The 15181-nt window shown below is 75.5% G+C and carries 13 protein-coding genes and 1 pseudogene; 13 read left to right on the top strand and 1 reads right to left on the bottom strand.

Features of this window, described 5'->3' with window-relative positions; genetic code table 11:
* The first annotated feature begins 244 nt into the window (after positions 1–244).
* The 13 genes and pseudogenes from WDZ17_RS10295 to WDZ17_RS10235 all read left to right on the top strand — a co-directional run bounded on the left by WDZ17_RS10295 (position 245) and on the right by WDZ17_RS10235 (position 12984).
* Entirely contained in the window at positions 245–676 is a 432-nt protein-coding gene (locus WDZ17_RS10295) for a PPOX class F420-dependent oxidoreductase (RefSeq protein ID WP_339575065.1), read from the top strand.
* A gap of 212 nt (positions 677–888) precedes the next feature.
* Complete coding sequence (locus WDZ17_RS10290; RefSeq protein WP_339575064.1) at positions 889–1590, top strand: zinc ribbon domain-containing protein; 702 nt, start codon at positions 889–891, stop codon at positions 1588–1590.
* Entirely contained in the window at positions 1587–2582 is a 996-nt protein-coding gene (locus tag WDZ17_RS10285; protein WP_339575063.1) for a reverse transcriptase-like protein, read from the top strand. Before WDZ17_RS10290 ends, WDZ17_RS10285 begins: the two co-directional genes overlap by 4 nt.
* A 113-nt stretch (positions 2583–2695) precedes the next feature.
* Positions 2696–3106: pseudogene (locus WDZ17_RS10280) on the top strand (rhodanese-like domain-containing protein); the annotation flags it as partial.
* 104 nt (positions 3107–3210) lie between these two features.
* Positions 3211–4374, top strand: coding sequence for an O-succinylhomoserine sulfhydrylase (locus WDZ17_RS10275; protein WP_422631944.1), 1164 nt, complete (start codon positions 3211–3213; stop codon positions 4372–4374).
* Between the two features lie 188 nt (positions 4375–4562).
* On the top strand, positions 4563–6437 hold the full coding sequence (locus tag WDZ17_RS10270) for a family 43 glycosylhydrolase (RefSeq protein ID WP_339575060.1): 1875 nt from the start codon (positions 4563–4565) through the stop codon (positions 6435–6437).
* A 224-nt stretch (positions 6438–6661) separates the two neighbouring features.
* A complete protein-coding gene (locus WDZ17_RS10265; RefSeq protein WP_339575059.1) occupies positions 6662–7300 on the top strand; it encodes a DUF4956 domain-containing protein in 639 nt (212 codons plus the stop codon).
* Positions 7297–8100: a polyphosphate polymerase domain-containing protein gene (locus WDZ17_RS10260; protein ID WP_339575058.1), complete on the top strand. Its 804-nt coding sequence runs from the start codon at positions 7297–7299 to the stop codon at positions 8098–8100. The genes WDZ17_RS10265 and WDZ17_RS10260 overlap by 4 nt, the downstream gene beginning before the upstream one ends.
* A gap of 97 nt (positions 8101–8197) precedes the next feature.
* Positions 8198–8461, top strand: a complete 264-nt coding sequence (locus WDZ17_RS10255; RefSeq protein ID WP_339575057.1) for a type II toxin-antitoxin system Phd/YefM family antitoxin — start codon at positions 8198–8200, stop codon at positions 8459–8461.
* Positions 8462–8466: 5 nt separating this feature from the next.
* Positions 8467–8886: a type II toxin-antitoxin system VapC family toxin gene (locus tag WDZ17_RS10250; RefSeq protein WP_339575056.1), complete on the top strand. Its 420-nt coding sequence runs from the start codon at positions 8467–8469 to the stop codon at positions 8884–8886.
* Positions 8887–9152: 266 nt separating this feature from the next.
* Positions 9153–11069, top strand: coding sequence for a carbohydrate-binding domain-containing protein (locus tag WDZ17_RS10245; RefSeq protein WP_339575055.1), 1917 nt, complete (start codon positions 9153–9155; stop codon positions 11067–11069).
* Positions 11070–11130: 61 nt separating this feature from the next.
* Positions 11131–11886, top strand: a complete 756-nt coding sequence (locus WDZ17_RS10240; RefSeq protein ID WP_422631941.1) for an NADPH-dependent F420 reductase — start codon at positions 11131–11133, stop codon at positions 11884–11886.
* 111 nt (positions 11887–11997) lie between these two features.
* Positions 11998–12984 carry a LacI family DNA-binding transcriptional regulator gene (locus WDZ17_RS10235; protein ID WP_339575053.1) on the top strand — a complete coding sequence of 329 codons (987 nt, stop codon included), beginning with the start codon at positions 11998–12000 and terminating at the stop codon, positions 12982–12984.
* A 97-nt stretch (positions 12985–13081) separates the two neighbouring features.
* On the opposite strand, the gene WDZ17_RS10230 is transcribed toward WDZ17_RS10235, so the two are convergent.
* Entirely contained in the window at positions 13082–14977 is a 1896-nt protein-coding gene (locus WDZ17_RS10230) for a pectate lyase-like domain-containing protein (RefSeq protein ID WP_339575052.1), read from the bottom strand.
* Positions 14978–15181: the final 204 nt, after the last annotated feature.

Raw genomic sequence — 15181 nt, 5'->3', positions numbered from 1 at the left:
GCCGACCTCGAGGAGGTCGCCGCCACGGTGACGGTGAACGTCAGCCGCCGGCGCTCGGACCCCTGGTCGATGCGGGTCGCGAGCCCCGGCGGGCCGGTGCGCTGAGCCGCACGCCGGCCACCGTGCCGGACGACGGGCCGGGGACCGTCGACGACGGCTCCGGCCCGCGTGGGCACGTCGGGGAGCGGCGCGGACGGTCCGGCAGCGCCTGTCGCCGAGCGCCTCGCGTGGCTAGCGTCCCGCCATGACCGACGACAGCGCCCGGACGCTCGAGAGCCTCGGCGCGCAGACCTACGTGAGCCTGGTGACGTACCGCGCGGACGGCAGCGAGCGGCCGACCCCGGTGTGGCTGGTGCGCGACGGCGACGTGCTGCGCGTGACCACGGGCGCGACGAGCGCGAAGGTGCGCCGGGCGCGCCGCGACCCGCGGGCGACCGTGACCCCGTGCGACGCCCGCGGGCGCCTCGAGGACGGTGCCGCGACGACGTCCGTGGCCGTCGAGGTCAGCGACGACGCCGCCGAGGTGCGCCGGACGAACGAGCTGCTGCGGCGCAAGCACCCGGTGGCGCACCGGCTCGTCAGCGCCGCGCACGCCGTGGCCGAGCGCGTGCCCGGCCGCTCCGGCGGCGGGGCGCAGGTGACGCTGCTGCTGCGCCCGTTGCCGGCCCACCGCTGAGCCGCGGCCGGGAGGCCGTACCGCCGGGCGGACGCACCGTGACGGAGCGTCCGGCGGCGGTAGCGTGACCGCACCGCGAGGCCCCGCACGAGCGGCGTCCCGCGGCGGCAGCCACCGCTCCACCGCGGCGCCCGCCAGGGCACCGCCGACCCGGGAGGACAGGTCCCCTGACCACCACCGCCCCCGCCCGCGACCAGCTGCGGCTGCTCGACGTGCAGGCCCTCGACACCCGCCTGTCCCAGCTGGCGCACCGCCGTCGCACGCTGCCCGAGCGCACCGCCCTCGCCGAGCGCGAGCAGCGCTCCGCGGCGCTGCGCGACGACGTCGTCCGCGCCCGGACCGCGGCGTCCGACGTCGAGCGCGAGGTCGCCCGCGCCGAGCGGGACGTCGACCAGGTGCGCCAGCGCGCCACCCGCAACCAGACCCGTCTGGACTCCGGCGCCGTCAGCGCCAAGGACGCCGCCGCGCTCGTCTCCGAGCTGGAGTCGCTGGCGCGCCGGCAGTCCGCGCTCGAGGAGGTCGAGCTCGAGGTGATGGAGCGCCAGGAGCTGGCGCAGACCTCCCTCGTCGGGCTCGAGCAGCTGCTCGCCGAGGTCGACGCCGAGGCCGAGCAGGCCCGCGCCGCGCTGGAGACGGCGGTGACGGAGGTCGACCGCGACGTCGAGTCCGTGCGCGCCGACCGCGAGCGGGTCGCCGCCGCCGTCGGCGACGAGCTGCTCGACCTCTACGAGGCCTCGCGCCGCGAGCACGGCGGGCTCGGCGCGGCGCCGCTGCGGGCACGCCGGTGCGAGGGGTGCCGGATGGAGCAGGACGCGATGTCGATCGGCCGGCTGCGCGACGCGCCCGAGGACGCCGTCCTGCGGTGCGAGGAGTGCGAGCGGATCCTCGTGCGCACCCCGGAGTCGGGGCTGTGAGCCCCTCGGCCGGTGGCGGGCCGAACGCCCGCCGGCTCGTCGTCGAGGCGGACGGGGGCTCGCGCGGCAACCCCGGCCCGGCCGGGTACGGCGCCCTCGTGAAGGACGGCGGCCCGGGAGGGCCCGTGGTCGCGGAGGTCGCGAGGGCGATCGGGCGGGCGACGAACAACGTCGCCGAGTACGGCGGCCTGCTCGCCGGGCTGCGGGCCGCGAAGGAGATCGACCCCGGCGCGAGCGTGCTCGTCCGGATGGACTCCAAGCTCGTCGTGGAGCAGATGTCGGGGCGGTGGAAGGTCAAGCACGCCGACATGCAGCGGCTCTGGCAGGAGGCCCGCGAGGTGTGGCCGCGCGACCAGGTCCGCTTCGAGTGGATCCCCCGCGCGCAGAACAGCCACGCCGACCGCCTCGCCAACGAGGCGATGGACGCCGCCGCGGCCGGGCGCACTTGGGAGCCCAAGCGCGTCGCGTCCGGCGTCGCCACGGGCGGTGCGGCGTCGTCCGGGGACGCCGTCGACGAGGCCGACTGGCTGCTCGACCTGTCGGGCACCGTCGACGACGCCCCGCCGGCCCGGGCCACCGAGGACGTCGTCGCCGAGCACGCGACCGAGCAGGACACCGGGCAGGACACCGGGCAGGACACCGGGCAGGACACCGGGCAGGGCACCGGGCAGGACACCGGGCAGGACAACGGGCAGGACAACGGGCAGGACACCGAGCGGGAGGGCCGTGGCGACGCCACCACCGCCGCGGACCTGGAGGAGGACGTGATGGACGCCACCACCGCCGAGCCCGCCGGCGCCGGCCGCGAGGCCGCGCCGACGAAGCGGAAGTCGTACAAGCTGCTGACCGGCCCGGACACCCCGGACTTCTGCCGGAAGGTGTCCGACCACCTCGACCAGGGCTACGTGCTGCACGGCCCACCGGTCATCACCGTCGTCGGGGGCGAGCTGCACTGCGCCCAGGCCGTGCTGCTGCCGGAGGACCAGCGATGAGCGCCGCCGGCGAGGGCGGCAGCCCGGACGCCGCCGGCCGCGGCGAGGTCGCCCCCGAGGCGACCCCGGACGGCGCCGCGCCGGGTCCGGTCGGCACGCCGCCCCCGGACGGCTCCTACGCCGGCGACCTCACGCCGCAGCAGGCGTGGGAGCTCCTGCGGGACGACGAGCGCGCCGTCCTCGTCGACGTGCGCACCGACGCGGAGTGGGCCTACGTCGGGGTGCCGGACGTCTCCGGCCTGGGCCGCGACGTCCTCGGCGTGCAGTGGCAGCACTTCCCGACGGGCGAGCGCAACCCGTCCTTCCTCGCCGAGCTCGCCGACGCCGGGGTGGGGGAGCAGACGCCGGTCGTCTTCCTCTGCCGCTCGGGCGTGCGCTCGGTCGGGGCGGCGCAGGCGGCGACGACGGCGGGCCTCGGCCCGGCCTACAACGTGCTCGACGGCTTCGAGGGCCCTCCGGACGAGGACCACCACCGCGGGGTGCGCGGCTGGCGCGCCGACGGGCTGCCCTGGCGGCAGGGGTGACGCCTCCGGGCGCCCCCTCGGAGGGGGCGGACGACGCCGTCTTCCCGCTCGACCCGCGGGCCGCGGCGTCCGACGACCCGTCGACCGGCACGGGGGCGCGGCCGCTGCGTCCCGACACCCTCGCCGTCCGCGGCGGGCTGACCCGCTCGGGCTTCGAGGAGACGTCCGAGGCGCTGTACCTGACGTCGGGGTACGTCTACGGCTCGGCGGCCGAGGCCGAGGCCGCGTTCTCCGGCGAGGTCGACCGGTTCGTCTACTCCCGCTACGGCAACCCGACCGTGGCGACGTTCGAGGAGCGGCTGCGCCTGCTCGAGGGCGCCCCCGCGTGCGTGGCGACGGCGTCCGGCATGTCGGCGGTCTTCACGGCGCTCGCGGCGCTGCTCGGGCAGGGCGACCGGGTGGTCGCCGCCCGCAGCCTGTTCGGCTCGTGCTTCGTCATCCTCGACGAGATCCTGCCGCGCTGGGGCGTGGAGACGGTCTTCGTCGACGGCGCGGACCTCGAGCAGTGGGAGGCCGCGCTCGCGCAGCCGACGACGGCGGTGTTCTTCGAGACGCCGTCCAACCCCATGCAGGAGGTCGTCGACGTCCGGCGCGTCAGCGAGATGGCGCACGCGGCCGGCGCATGCGTCGTCGTCGACAACGTCTTCGCCACCCCGGTGCTGCAGAAGCCGATGGAGCTGGGCGCGGACGTCGTCGTCTACTCGACGACCAAGCACATCGACGGCCAGGGCCGCACCCTCGGCGGGGCGATCCTCGGGCCGACGGCGCTGCTGACCGGCGGCGTCGAGACGCTGATCCGGCACACCGGCCCGTCGCTTTCGCCGTTCAACGCGTGGGTGCTGACGAAGGGCCTGGAGACGCTGGCGATGCGGGTGCGCCACCAGGTCGCCTCGGCCGAGCGGGTCGCACGGTGGCTGGAGGGGCAGCCGGGGGTGCAGTCGGTGGTCTACCCGTTCCTCGACAGCCACCCGCAGGCCGACCTCGCCCGCTCCCAGATGAGCGGGGGCGGGACGGTCGTGACGATGACGCTCGACGGCGGCAAGGAGGCGGCCTTCCGGCTGCTCGACGGGCTGCGGGTCGTCGACATCTCCAACAACCTCGGGGACTCGAAGTCGCTCATCACCCATCCCGCGACGACGACGCACCGCCGGCTCGGCCCGGAGGGGCGCGCGCGCGTCGGGATCACCGACGGGCTGGTGCGGCTGTCGGTCGGGCTCGAGGACGTGGACGACCTGCTGGAGGACGTGGAGCGAGCGCTCCCCGGGTGAGGTGACGCGCGCCCCGCGGCTGACCCCGGCGACGCCGCCCGACGACGGAGGTGTCGGCATCCGTGACCGTGCACGGTCACGGATGCCGACCACTGCTCCGCGGCTGCGGCCTCGGGGTGTTGACCCTCGACCACCGTCGACCCAGGATGTCCCGGACACCCGGGACGACGACGTCGAGAGGGACACCTGTGGCACCGCAGCCGCGCCGCCTGCTGACCGGGGTCGCAGGAGCGCTGCTCGCGCTCGGCCTCCTGACGCCCGCCGCGACCGCCACCGCGCTGGGCGGCGACGACGCGGCCCCACCGCGGCAGCCCGTCGACGCGCACCGCACGACCCAGCCGGTGGTCGACGACAACTTCGCCGACCCGGACGTGCTGCTCGTGGGCGGCGTCTACCACGCCTACGCGACCAACTCCGACGGCCAGAACGTCCAGCACCGGACGTCGCGGAACCTGCGGACGTGGACGACGCAGGACGACGTCCTGCCCGTGCTCGGCGACTGGGTCGGTCCGTGCAGCTTCGCGCCCGGCGGCGCCACCGACTCGTGCGTCTGGGCGCCCGAGGTCACCGCGGTGGGGGACGGGTACGCGCTCTACTACACCGCCCGGGACGAGGCGTCCGGCCGCCAGTGCATCGGGGTGGCGACCTCGTCGTCCCCGGACGGGCCGTTCCAGCCGGTGGGTGACGACCCGCTCGTGTGCCCCACCGCGCAGGACCCGCCCGACCTCGGCGGCGCCATCGACGCCAGCACGTACGCCGAGGACGGCCGGCTCTGGCTGCTGTGGAAGGCGGACGGGAACTGCTGCAGCAAGCCCGCGACGATCTTCGTCCAGCCGTTGTCGGCGGACGGGACCACGCTCACCGGTCCCGCCACCGAGCTGATCCGCAACGACCAGCCGTGGGAGGGCGCGGTCGTCGAGGCGCCGACCATCGTCCGGCACGACGGCACCTACTACCTCTTCTACTCGGCGAACGACTTCTACGGCGGCGCCTACCGCACCGGCTACGCGACGGCGCCCGCCCTCACCGGTCCGTACACGAAGGCCGGCACCGAGCTGATGACCTCGGACCTGTTCCAGGGCGACGTCCGCGGCCCCGGCGGCCAGGACGTCATCACGACCCGCGACGGCAGCACCGCGGTCGTCTTCCACGGCTGGGACCCGACGTTCAGCTACCGGGCGATCTACACCAGCCCGCTGGTGTGGGGTGCGGACGGCGTGCCGGCCGTCACCGCGGCGGCGACCCGCTACGAGGCCGAGGACGGCGAGGTCACGAACGCCCGGGTCGTCGCCGACACGAGCGCCTCGGGCGGGGAGAAGGTCGGCGGGCTCGACGCCGCCGACAGCTCGGTGTCCGTGCGGGTGCACAGCGAGAGGACCACCCGGGCGACCCTCGGCATCCGGTACGCCAACGGGTCGCTGGACGGTGGGCAGCGGGTGCTCGCCACCGACGCGCTCACCGTCAACGGCCAGGACGGGGGCACCGTCACCTTCCTCCACACCGGGTGGGAGAACTGGCAGCGCGTCGAGACGCGCGTGAAGCTCCGGGCGGGCTGGAACACCGTCACGCTCACCACGGCGACCTTCTTCGCCGAGCTCGACGCGGTCGACGTCGACGACCACCGCCTGCAGCCGGCGGCTCCCGTCCACCCGCAGGACCCGGCCGACGCCACGCGCTACGAGGCGGAGGCGGGCGTCGTCACGCACGCCCGGGTCGTCGACGACGCCGGCGCGTCCGGCGGGGCCAAGGTCGGCGGGCTCGACTTCGCCGACAGCTCGGTCTCGGTGCAGGTCTGGGTCGACCGTGCCGGGTGGACCACGCTCGGGATCCGCTTCGCCAACGGCTCCGAGCGCGGCGGCTACCCGCTGGCGGCCACCCACCGCCTGACCGTCGACGGCGCGGACGCCGGGCTCGTCACCTACCCGCACACGCGGTGGGGGAACTGGCAGACGCTCGAGCACGACGCGAGGCTCGAGCAGGGGTGGAACACCGTCACCCTGACGCGGGTCTCCTGGTACGCGGAGATCGACGCGGTCGACGTCCTCGGCGCGCCCGTCCGGTAGGCCCGGGCCGGGGCGACGACGTCCGCGGGGCGAGCGATCGCGCCGGAGCCGTCGGACGGCCGCACGACGACGGCGTAGAGGCCGTCCTCCTGCGGCCGGCTGTGGCGTCGGTGCTCGTGCGGCTGCCCGCCGAGCACGTCACGCGCCGACCACATGGCCGTCATGGCGGACGCACAGGCCGACGCCCCAGCGTCAGGGCTTCTCACACCACCGAGGAGCCTCCCGTGCCGCACCTGCTGACCGTCGCCGTCGACCTCGCGGCGATCGCCGTCCTGACCTACGGCGTCTACTACCGCCGCCACCGGCGCCGGGACATGCTGCTGGCCTACGTCGGCCTCAACGTCGGCGTCCTCGCCGTCACCATGACGCTCGCCGACGCCACGGTCGCCGCCGGGCTGGGGCTGGGGCTCTTCGGCGTCCTGTCGATCATCCGGCTGCGCTCCTCGGAGATCTCGCAGGAGGAGGTCGCCTACTACTTCGTCTCCCTGGCCCTGGGGCTGGTCGCCGGTCTGGCGCCGGACCCGGCGTGGGTCGCCCCGGCGCTGGCGGTGCTGCTCGTCGCCGTCATGGCGGTCGGGGACCACCCGCGCCTGCACGAGCGGTACCGCCGGCAGGAGGTCACCCTCGACGCCGTCTACCCCGACGAGCGGGCGCTGACCGCACGGCTCGAGCAGCTGCTCGGCGCCGAGGTCCGCAAGGTCGTCGTCCAGCAGACCGACCTGGTGCGTGACCAGACGCGCGTCGACGTCCGCTACCGCCTCCGTCCCGCGCCGGCCGAGCGTCGCCCGCAGGGCGCGCCCGCCGCCGAGATGCTGCCCGCCCGTGGCGACGAGGCCGCGCTCGTCCCCGCGCCGCGCTCGTGAGCGGCCTCGCACCGGTCCTGCCCGGCCGGCCCGTGCCGTCGGCTCTCGCCCAGCGCCTCGCGCCCGCGCTCGACCGGTTCGCGCCGATCAGCCTCGACGAGCTGGTCGCGGCGGCGAGCCTGCAGACGCGCACCGACCGCAAGTACCTGCTCGACCCCAGGGCGTCCGAGCGGCTGCTCGGGGCGATGGAGGACCGGGCTGTCGTCCTCGACACCGGCGGGCGGCGAGCCTTCGGGTACGAGTCCGTCTACGTCGACACCCCGGACCTGCTCGCCTACCGGGCGGCCGCGCACGGTCGCCGCCGCCGGTTCAAGGTGCGCACGCGCACCTACCTGGACACGGGGGAGTGCGTGCTCGAGGTCAAGACCCAGGGTGGGCGCGGCGAGACCGTCAAGGAGCGACGCCCGCACCCCCTCGCCGACCGGGACGCGCTGCCCCCCGACGCCGAGCGGTTCGTCCGCACGCGGGTTGGCCCGCTCCTCGGCGACGCCCCGCTGCGGCCGGTGCTGACGACGACGTACGCGCGCAGCACCCTGCTCGACCGCGAGGCGGGCGCCCGGCTGACGTGCGACGTCGGCCTCGTCTGCACGGGCCCGGACGGCGACGCCGTCGTCCTCGACGACCACGTGCTCGTGGAGACCAAGTCCGCCGGCGCGCCCGGCGCCGCCGACCGGTGGCTGTGGTCCGCGGGCGTGCGGCCGGTGACCATCAGCAAGTACTGCGTCGGCCTCGCCTGCCTGCGCCCCGAGCTGCCCGCCAACCGGTGGCACCGGACGCTGCGGCGCTACTTCGGGCGGTGAGGTCGCCCGCCGGGTCGCGAGACGGCGAGCCGACGCTCGGCCGCGATGACGGCACCCGACTGTACGTATCGAGCATCCGCTTCTGTACGGTCATGCTGTGGACGTCTCCGTGACCGACCTCAGGGCAGATCTCGCCGCGTGGATCAGCCGCGCCCGCGAGGGAGAGGACGTCGTGGTCACCGACCGCGGCGCGCCGGTGGCCCGCCTGACGGCGGTCGAGCAGGTGTCCCTGCTCGACCGTCTGACACGGGAGGGGCTGCTGTCACGTCCTGCGCCGGGGTCCAGGCCCCGGGCGACGGACGTGCCGCGGGTCCGGGCCCACGGCGACGTCTCCGGACTCGTCGGCGAGCAGCGTCGCTGACGGCCGTGTCCGTCGTCTACCTCGACAGCAGTGCTCTCGTGAAGCTTCTCGTCGAGGAGGAGGGGAGCGACGTGGCCGCAGCGCTCTGGGACGGCGCTGACGCCGTCGTCTCCAGCCGCCTCGCCGGGGTCGAGGTGCGGGCCGCCCTCGCGGCGGCCCGTCGCGGCGGACGGCTCGACGAGAGGGGATGGGCCGCAGCCGACGACCGGTGGGCAGGACTCGCGGTCGGCCTGGGGGCCGTGGAGCTGAGCCCGGCGCTCGCCACGCGAGCCGGGGACCTGGCCGTCGAGCACGGCCTGCGTGGTGCCGACGCCGTCCACCTCGCCAGTGCGCTCGCCGTCGACGCGGGGGACCTCGTCGTGGCGGTCTGGGACGACCGGCTCGCCCGCGGTGCCCGAGCCGCGGGGCTGCTCACCGTGCCGTAGCCCGCGCGAGGCGACCTGCAGAGGTCTCGCCCCGCCGCGGTGCCACCCCTCCGACCCGCCGCGACGCGACGTCGTGTCGACGTCGGCAGGTCGCCCCCTCCCCCCGGCCGCGGTGTCGTCCCCCCACGTCCGTGTGCGCGGGCACGCCACGGACTGCTCCGGACGACGGCGGAGACGCACAGACGCCGCACAGAGGAGACCTCGGGCCCGGACAACCGCCCGGCCCACGGTGGCTCCACCGCAGACCACCGACGAACGGACACCTGATGCGCCGCCCCCGCTCGACCCGGTCCCTCGCCGCCGCCGTGACCGCCGCCGGCCTCGCCGCCGTGCTGGCCGGGTGCACCGCGACGGCCGCGACCACCGACACCGCGACGTCCGCCGCCGCGACCACGAGCGTCGTCTCCGCCGCCGACGTCGAGGCCGCCACGGCCACGACCGTCCAGGACGCGCTCGCCGCGAACCTCGAGCCCACCACCTCCGCCGCGGACGACTCCGCCGAGGAGATCGCCGTCACCCTCGACGGCACGACGGCGAGCGCCGACTCCGAGGCCGTGACCGTCGACGGCGGCACGGTCACCATCACCGCGGCCGGCACCTACCGGGTCAGCGGGACGCTCGACGACGGGCAGGTCGTCGTGGACACCACCGACGACGGCGTCGTCACCCTCGTCCTCGACGTCGCCGACATCACGAGCTCGACCACCTCGGCGATCGGCGTCCTCGACGCCGGCGCGGTGGTCGTCGAGCTCGCCGACGGCACGACGAGCAGCCTCGCCGACGGCACCGACTACGCCGCCGGGGACGGCACCGACGCCGCCGCGGCCTTCTACAGCACCGCGGACACGACGATCACGGGCACCGGCGCCCTCGTCGTCACCGGCCGTGCGGAGGACGGCATCACGAGCAAGGACGGGCTGGTGGTCGAGTCCGGCGACGTCACCGTCGACGCCGTCGACGACGGCGTCCGTGGCAAGGACGACCTCGTCGTGGCCGGCGGGACGCTCGACGTCACCGCCGGCGGCGACGGCCTGAAGGCCGACGCCGACGACGCCGCGACGGCCGGGTACGTCGCGCTCGAGGGCGGCACCACGACCGTCGTCGCGGGAGGGGACGGCGTCGTCGCCGAGACCGACGTCGTCGTCGCGGGCGGGACGCTCGACGTGACGGCCGGCGGGGGCGCGGACGCCGAGCTCGCCGACGACGCCTCGGCCAAAGGGCTCAAGGGTGGTGTCAGCGTGGTCGTCGGTGGCGGCACCGTCACCGTCGACGCGGCCGACGACGCCGTCCACTCCGACGGCGCGGTGAGCATCACCGACGGCGCACTCACGCTCGCGACGGGTGACGACGGCGTGCACGCCGACGTCGACCTGACGGTCAGCGGGGGAGCGGTCACGGTGACGCGGTCCGAGGAGGGCCTGGAGAGCGCGGTCGTCACCGTCTCCGGCGGCGACGTGGACGTCACCTCGGCCGACGACGGCATCAACGTGTCCGCCGGCGACACCACGAGCGACGGGACGACCGCGGACGGCGAAGCGCAGGACGGGATGCCCGGCGGCGGAGGCGCTCCTGGCGGCGGGGGCGAGCAGGCAGACGAGGACCTGCTGCTGACGATCTCCGGCGGCACGGTCGTCGTGGACGCCGAGGGAGACGGCCTCGACTCCAACGGCTACGCCGCCATGACCGGCGGCACGGTCGTCGTCAGCGGGCCGACCGGCGACGGCAACGGGGCGATCGACGTCGACGGCACCTTCGAGGTCAGCGGCGGCACGCTGCTCGCGGCGGGCAGCGCGGGGATGGCCGTGGCGCCGTCGACGGAGTCCGCGCAGGCGTGGGTGGCGGCGACGCTGGACGGTGCGCAGGCCGCCGGCACGACGGTCCAGCTCGTCTCGGCCGACGGCGACGTGCTCGCCACCTACACGGCCGAGAAGCAGTTCGCCTCGCTCGTCTACTCCTCCGCCGACGTGGAGAGCGGCGCGGGGTACACCGTCGTCAGCGGCGGGACCGCGACCGGTGACGTCGTCGGCGGGTACTCCGTCGGGGGCGACGCCGCCGCGGGGGCCACGACGCTGACGACGGCCACCGCAGGCGAGGCACCCGCGGGCGGCATGGGCGGTGCCCCCGGCGGCGGCCCCGGCGGGGGCGGCTTCGCGCCCCCGCAGGACGCGGCGGCGGCAGCCTGACCGGCAGGCGATCCGTGTGCTCTCGTCGCGGTCCACCGCGACGAGAGCACACCGGCCTCCGGTGCCGGGACGGAAGTTCGGCGCCACGCGCGTCGTTCGCACCGCCATGACGACGATCGGACTCATCGGCAGCGGCAACATCGGCAGCACCGTGGCGCGGCTGGCCGTGGACGCGGGCTACGACGTGGTGCTCTCCAACTCTCGCGGCCCCGAGACCCTCGCCGACCTCGTGGCGCAGCTCGGCCCCCACGCCCGTGCGGCGACGGCGGCCGAGGCCGCGGAGGCCGGCGACCTCGTGCTCGTGACGGTGCCGCTGCACGCCTACCGCGACGTGCCGGTCGAGCCGCTGGTCGGCAAGACCGTGATGGACACGAACAACTACTACCCGGACCGCGACGGGCACGTCGACGCCCTCGACCGGGCGGAGACGACGACGAGCTCGTTGCTGGCCGAGCACCTGCCGCAGTCGCACGTCGTGAAGGTCTTCAACACCATCTTCTTCGTCGCGCTGGCGCAGCTGGGGCGGGCCAGCGGCGCCGACGACCGCAGCACCCTCCCGGTCTTCGGCGACGACGCCGGCGCCAAGGCCGAGGTGACCGCTTTCCTCGACGCCGTCGGCTACGACGCGCTGGACGCGGGGACGCTCGAGGAGAGCTGGCGCGCCGAGAACGGCCGCCCCGTCTACGTCATGCCCTACGCGAGCGACGGCGACGTCACGACCCCGGCGCCCGGGCGCGCGGATGTCGTCCGCGACCTCCTCGCCCGCGCCGACCGCGACGGCGACCCGCAGCCCGCGCAGCCGATGCCGCAGGGCTGAGCCGCCGGTCGTGGACGAGGGTCGGGACGCGCGGCCGACGTCGAGGCGCGCCGGCACCCCGGCGCCCCTCGGGCCGACGCCGGCGTCCTGCGTGCGGCACACTCCACGGACGTGGCCCGAAGTACCAGCGCGGACGTCGCCCGCGCCAGCGGCGTCTCCCGGACGACGGTCAGCTACGTGCTCAACGGCCGCGCCGACGCGTCGATCTCGGCGGCCACCCGCGAGCGCGTCCACGAGGCCGCCCGCCGCCTCGGCTACGCCCCGTCGGCCGCGGCCCGCTCCCTGCGCACCGGGCGCAGCGACCTCGTGCTGTGCGTGCTGCCGGACTGGCCGATCGGGCCTGTCGTCGACGCGCTGCTCGAGCACCTCACCGAGGAGCTCGCCGACCGTGGCATGGCCCTGCTGGTCCACCACGGCCGGGACCGCCGGCCGCTGGCCGAGCTCTGGCGGGCCGTCGACGTCCGCGCCGTCGTGGGTCTGGCGCCCTTCGCGGCCGCGGACGAGGCGGCGATGCGCAGGGCCGGGATCGACGTGCTCACCACGGCGGCGGGCGCCGAGGGGGGCCCCGGCCCCACGGCCGGCGCCCAGGAGCGGACCGGCCGTCTGCAGGTGAGGCACCTCGCCGCCGCCGGCCACCGCACCGTCGGCTACGCGGCGACGACCGACCCCCGGGTGTCCGCCTTCGCCGAGCAGCGCCTCGCCGGGGCCCGCGCCGCGTGCGTCGACCTCGGGCTCCCCGCCCCGTCCGTGCGGGAGGTCGACCTGGAGGCGCCTGCGGCGGCCGCCGCCGTCCGGGCCTGGCGCGCGGAGGACCCTCCGGTCACCGCGGTCGCCGCCTACAACGACGACGTGGCCCTGGCGGTGCTCGCCGGGGCGCGCGCCGAGGGCCTGGAGGTCCCCGGCGACGTCGCGGTGGTCGGCGTCGACGACGTGCCCGCCGCGCGGCTCGCGGCGCCTCCGCTGACGACGGTCGCGCAGTCCGTCGACGCGCAGGTGGCTCACCTCGTCGCGCGGCTCGTCGCCCACCTCGACGGGGACGGCCCCGACGGGCCCGCCCCGCCGGAGCTCCTCGAGGTCGTGGTGCGCTCCTCGACCTGACGAGCGGTGGCTCGCGACGGTCGTGCCGGGCACCGACGACGACCCGTGCGACCGGGGCGGGACCCCGGTCGCACGGGCCGTCGAGGGAGCGGTCGCGTCAGCGGACGGGGTAGTCCACGACGTACTGCGGCGTGCCGGTGTTGCTGTTGTCCACCTGACCGCCGACGCCCTCGACGACGTGCCGGGTCGTGCCGGCGCCGAGGTTCACGGTCAGCAGGTGGTGCAGCTGCACGCCGGGCGTCGTCGGCGCCTCGAACCCGTTCTCGGTGACGATGCTCGGGTTGTTCCGGTTGTAGACGTACGAGCCGCCGCCGTAGAGGCGGTGGGTCGTCACCGCGTCGCCGACCTTGTAGCCGGGGTACCCGAGCGTGCCGTCCGGCTGCGTCCAGTCCGCCTGCGTCGGCGGGTCGTAGGGCAGCTCGTTCTGGTAGAGCACCGTGGTGCCGCGCTCGCCGTCCCAGGTGGTGTTGACCTTCTGGAAGTGCTCGACGAACAGGCCCGTGGCGGTGACGTCGTCACCGTGGACGACGACGCCCTGGCGGCCGGTGTTCACGGCCCAGCGCTCGTCGTCCCCGAGGAAGCCGCCGGAGAAGTCCTCGACGCCGTGGTCACCGCGCCAGACCCACGTGTGGTCGACGAGCACGTCGTCGCTGTTGACCTCCAGCGCCGTGTCGGCCTTGCCGACGTGCGGGCCGCCGACGCGGAAGAACACGTCGGACAGGGTCGTCGGGTCGTCGGCGGCGTCGTGGGCCCGCCCGTGGTTCCCGTTCTTCTTCCCCACCTGCAGGAGCACGGGGGACTCGGTCGTCCCCGCGTCGATCGTCACCCCGGCGACGACGACGCCCGGGACGTCGGCGACCGTCATCGGCACGGCGCCGCCGACCGCGGTGAGCGTGGCGTGCCCGAGCCCGAGGACGACCGTGCCGGCGCGCTTGACGGCGATCGTCCGGTCGACGTCGTAGACCCCCGGGGTCAGCAGGAGGTTCTTGCCGCGGGCGAGGGCGTTGTCCATGTCCTTGACCGAGGTCGACGGCGAGGCGACGAAGAAGTCCCGCAGCGGCAGCGTCCGGCCCGACGTCCCGTCCTGCTCCCAGGAGGTGCCGCGGGTGCCCCGCTGCGCCGCGGGCACGACGACCTCGAAGCGCCCGCGGGCGTCGGTGGTCAGGTACGGCTTCTCCCGGCTCACCGGCGTCTCGTCGAGCACCGTGTACGGCGGGGTGGGGAACCCGTCCTCGGTCGGGGCGCCCTCGACGCCGGAGAACACCTGGTTCCAGACGCCGTTCGTCCAGGTGCCGACCTCGCTGTTGCGGATCAGCCACTGCTGCTGGGACCCGTTGATGACCGTGCCGGCCCTGGAGTCGGCGATGAAGCCGCCGCTCGCGAACTGCGGTCCCGCGGTGCAGTAGTCCTGCAGCGAGAGGTTGCCGCCCGTGACGTCCACCCTGCGCATCGGCACGGCCTGCGAGACGGCCCAGAAGTTGGCGGAGGCGCGGCACCCGTCCTGGCCCGTGCCGTTCACGGCGATGTGCAGGTTGGAGATGGTGCGCCAGAAGTTGTCCAGCGCGATGCAGTTCGGCGTGCCGTCGTCGTTGGTGAGGCAGCGGTTGTAGACCTCGACCTTGCCGTTGATCGTCACGTCGTCGGGGGACGCGCCGAGGCCGGCGACCTCGGTGTAGTACCCGACCTTCATCTGCAGGGGCTGGTCGTCGGTGCCGTACGTGCCCGGCCGGAAGAGCAGCGCGTAGCGCTCCTCGCCGAACTGGTTGTCCTTCTGCTGGGCGTACACGGCGTCGACGCGGGCCTGGATGTCGGCGACCGGCATGCTCGGGTCGAAGACCGTGACGTTCGCCCCGAGGTCCTGCGCGGGGTCGGCCCGCTGGGGCGGGGCCGCGGCGGCGGGCCCCGCGGCGGACGCCAGCACCAGGCCGGCGGCGAGTGCGGGGGCGAGTGCGCGCCGACCCAGGGTGCGGGTGGCGGTGGTGAGGTTCAGCAACGGACTCCTCCTCGTCGAGGGCGCTGCCCGGGTGACTCGTGTCACCGGACGGTCGATGGTGCCACGGCGCGGTGCCCGACGGCCAGGGCCCGCGCGTGCCCGTGCAACGGCGGTGTGTCGCCGCGTGAACACCTGATGACGGCTTTCAAGAAGGGGTCGACGGCTGCCGACGGAGCACTACCGTCCGCGCCACCTCGTCCCGCG

The organism is Pseudokineococcus basanitobsidens (genome assembly GCF_037482545.1).
Taxonomy (GTDB): Bacteria; Actinomycetota; Actinomycetes; order Actinomycetales; family Quadrisphaeraceae; genus Pseudokineococcus; species Pseudokineococcus basanitobsidens.
Note: the sequence above shows the minus strand (reverse complement) of the source record. Positions and strands in the feature narration are given on the sequence as shown.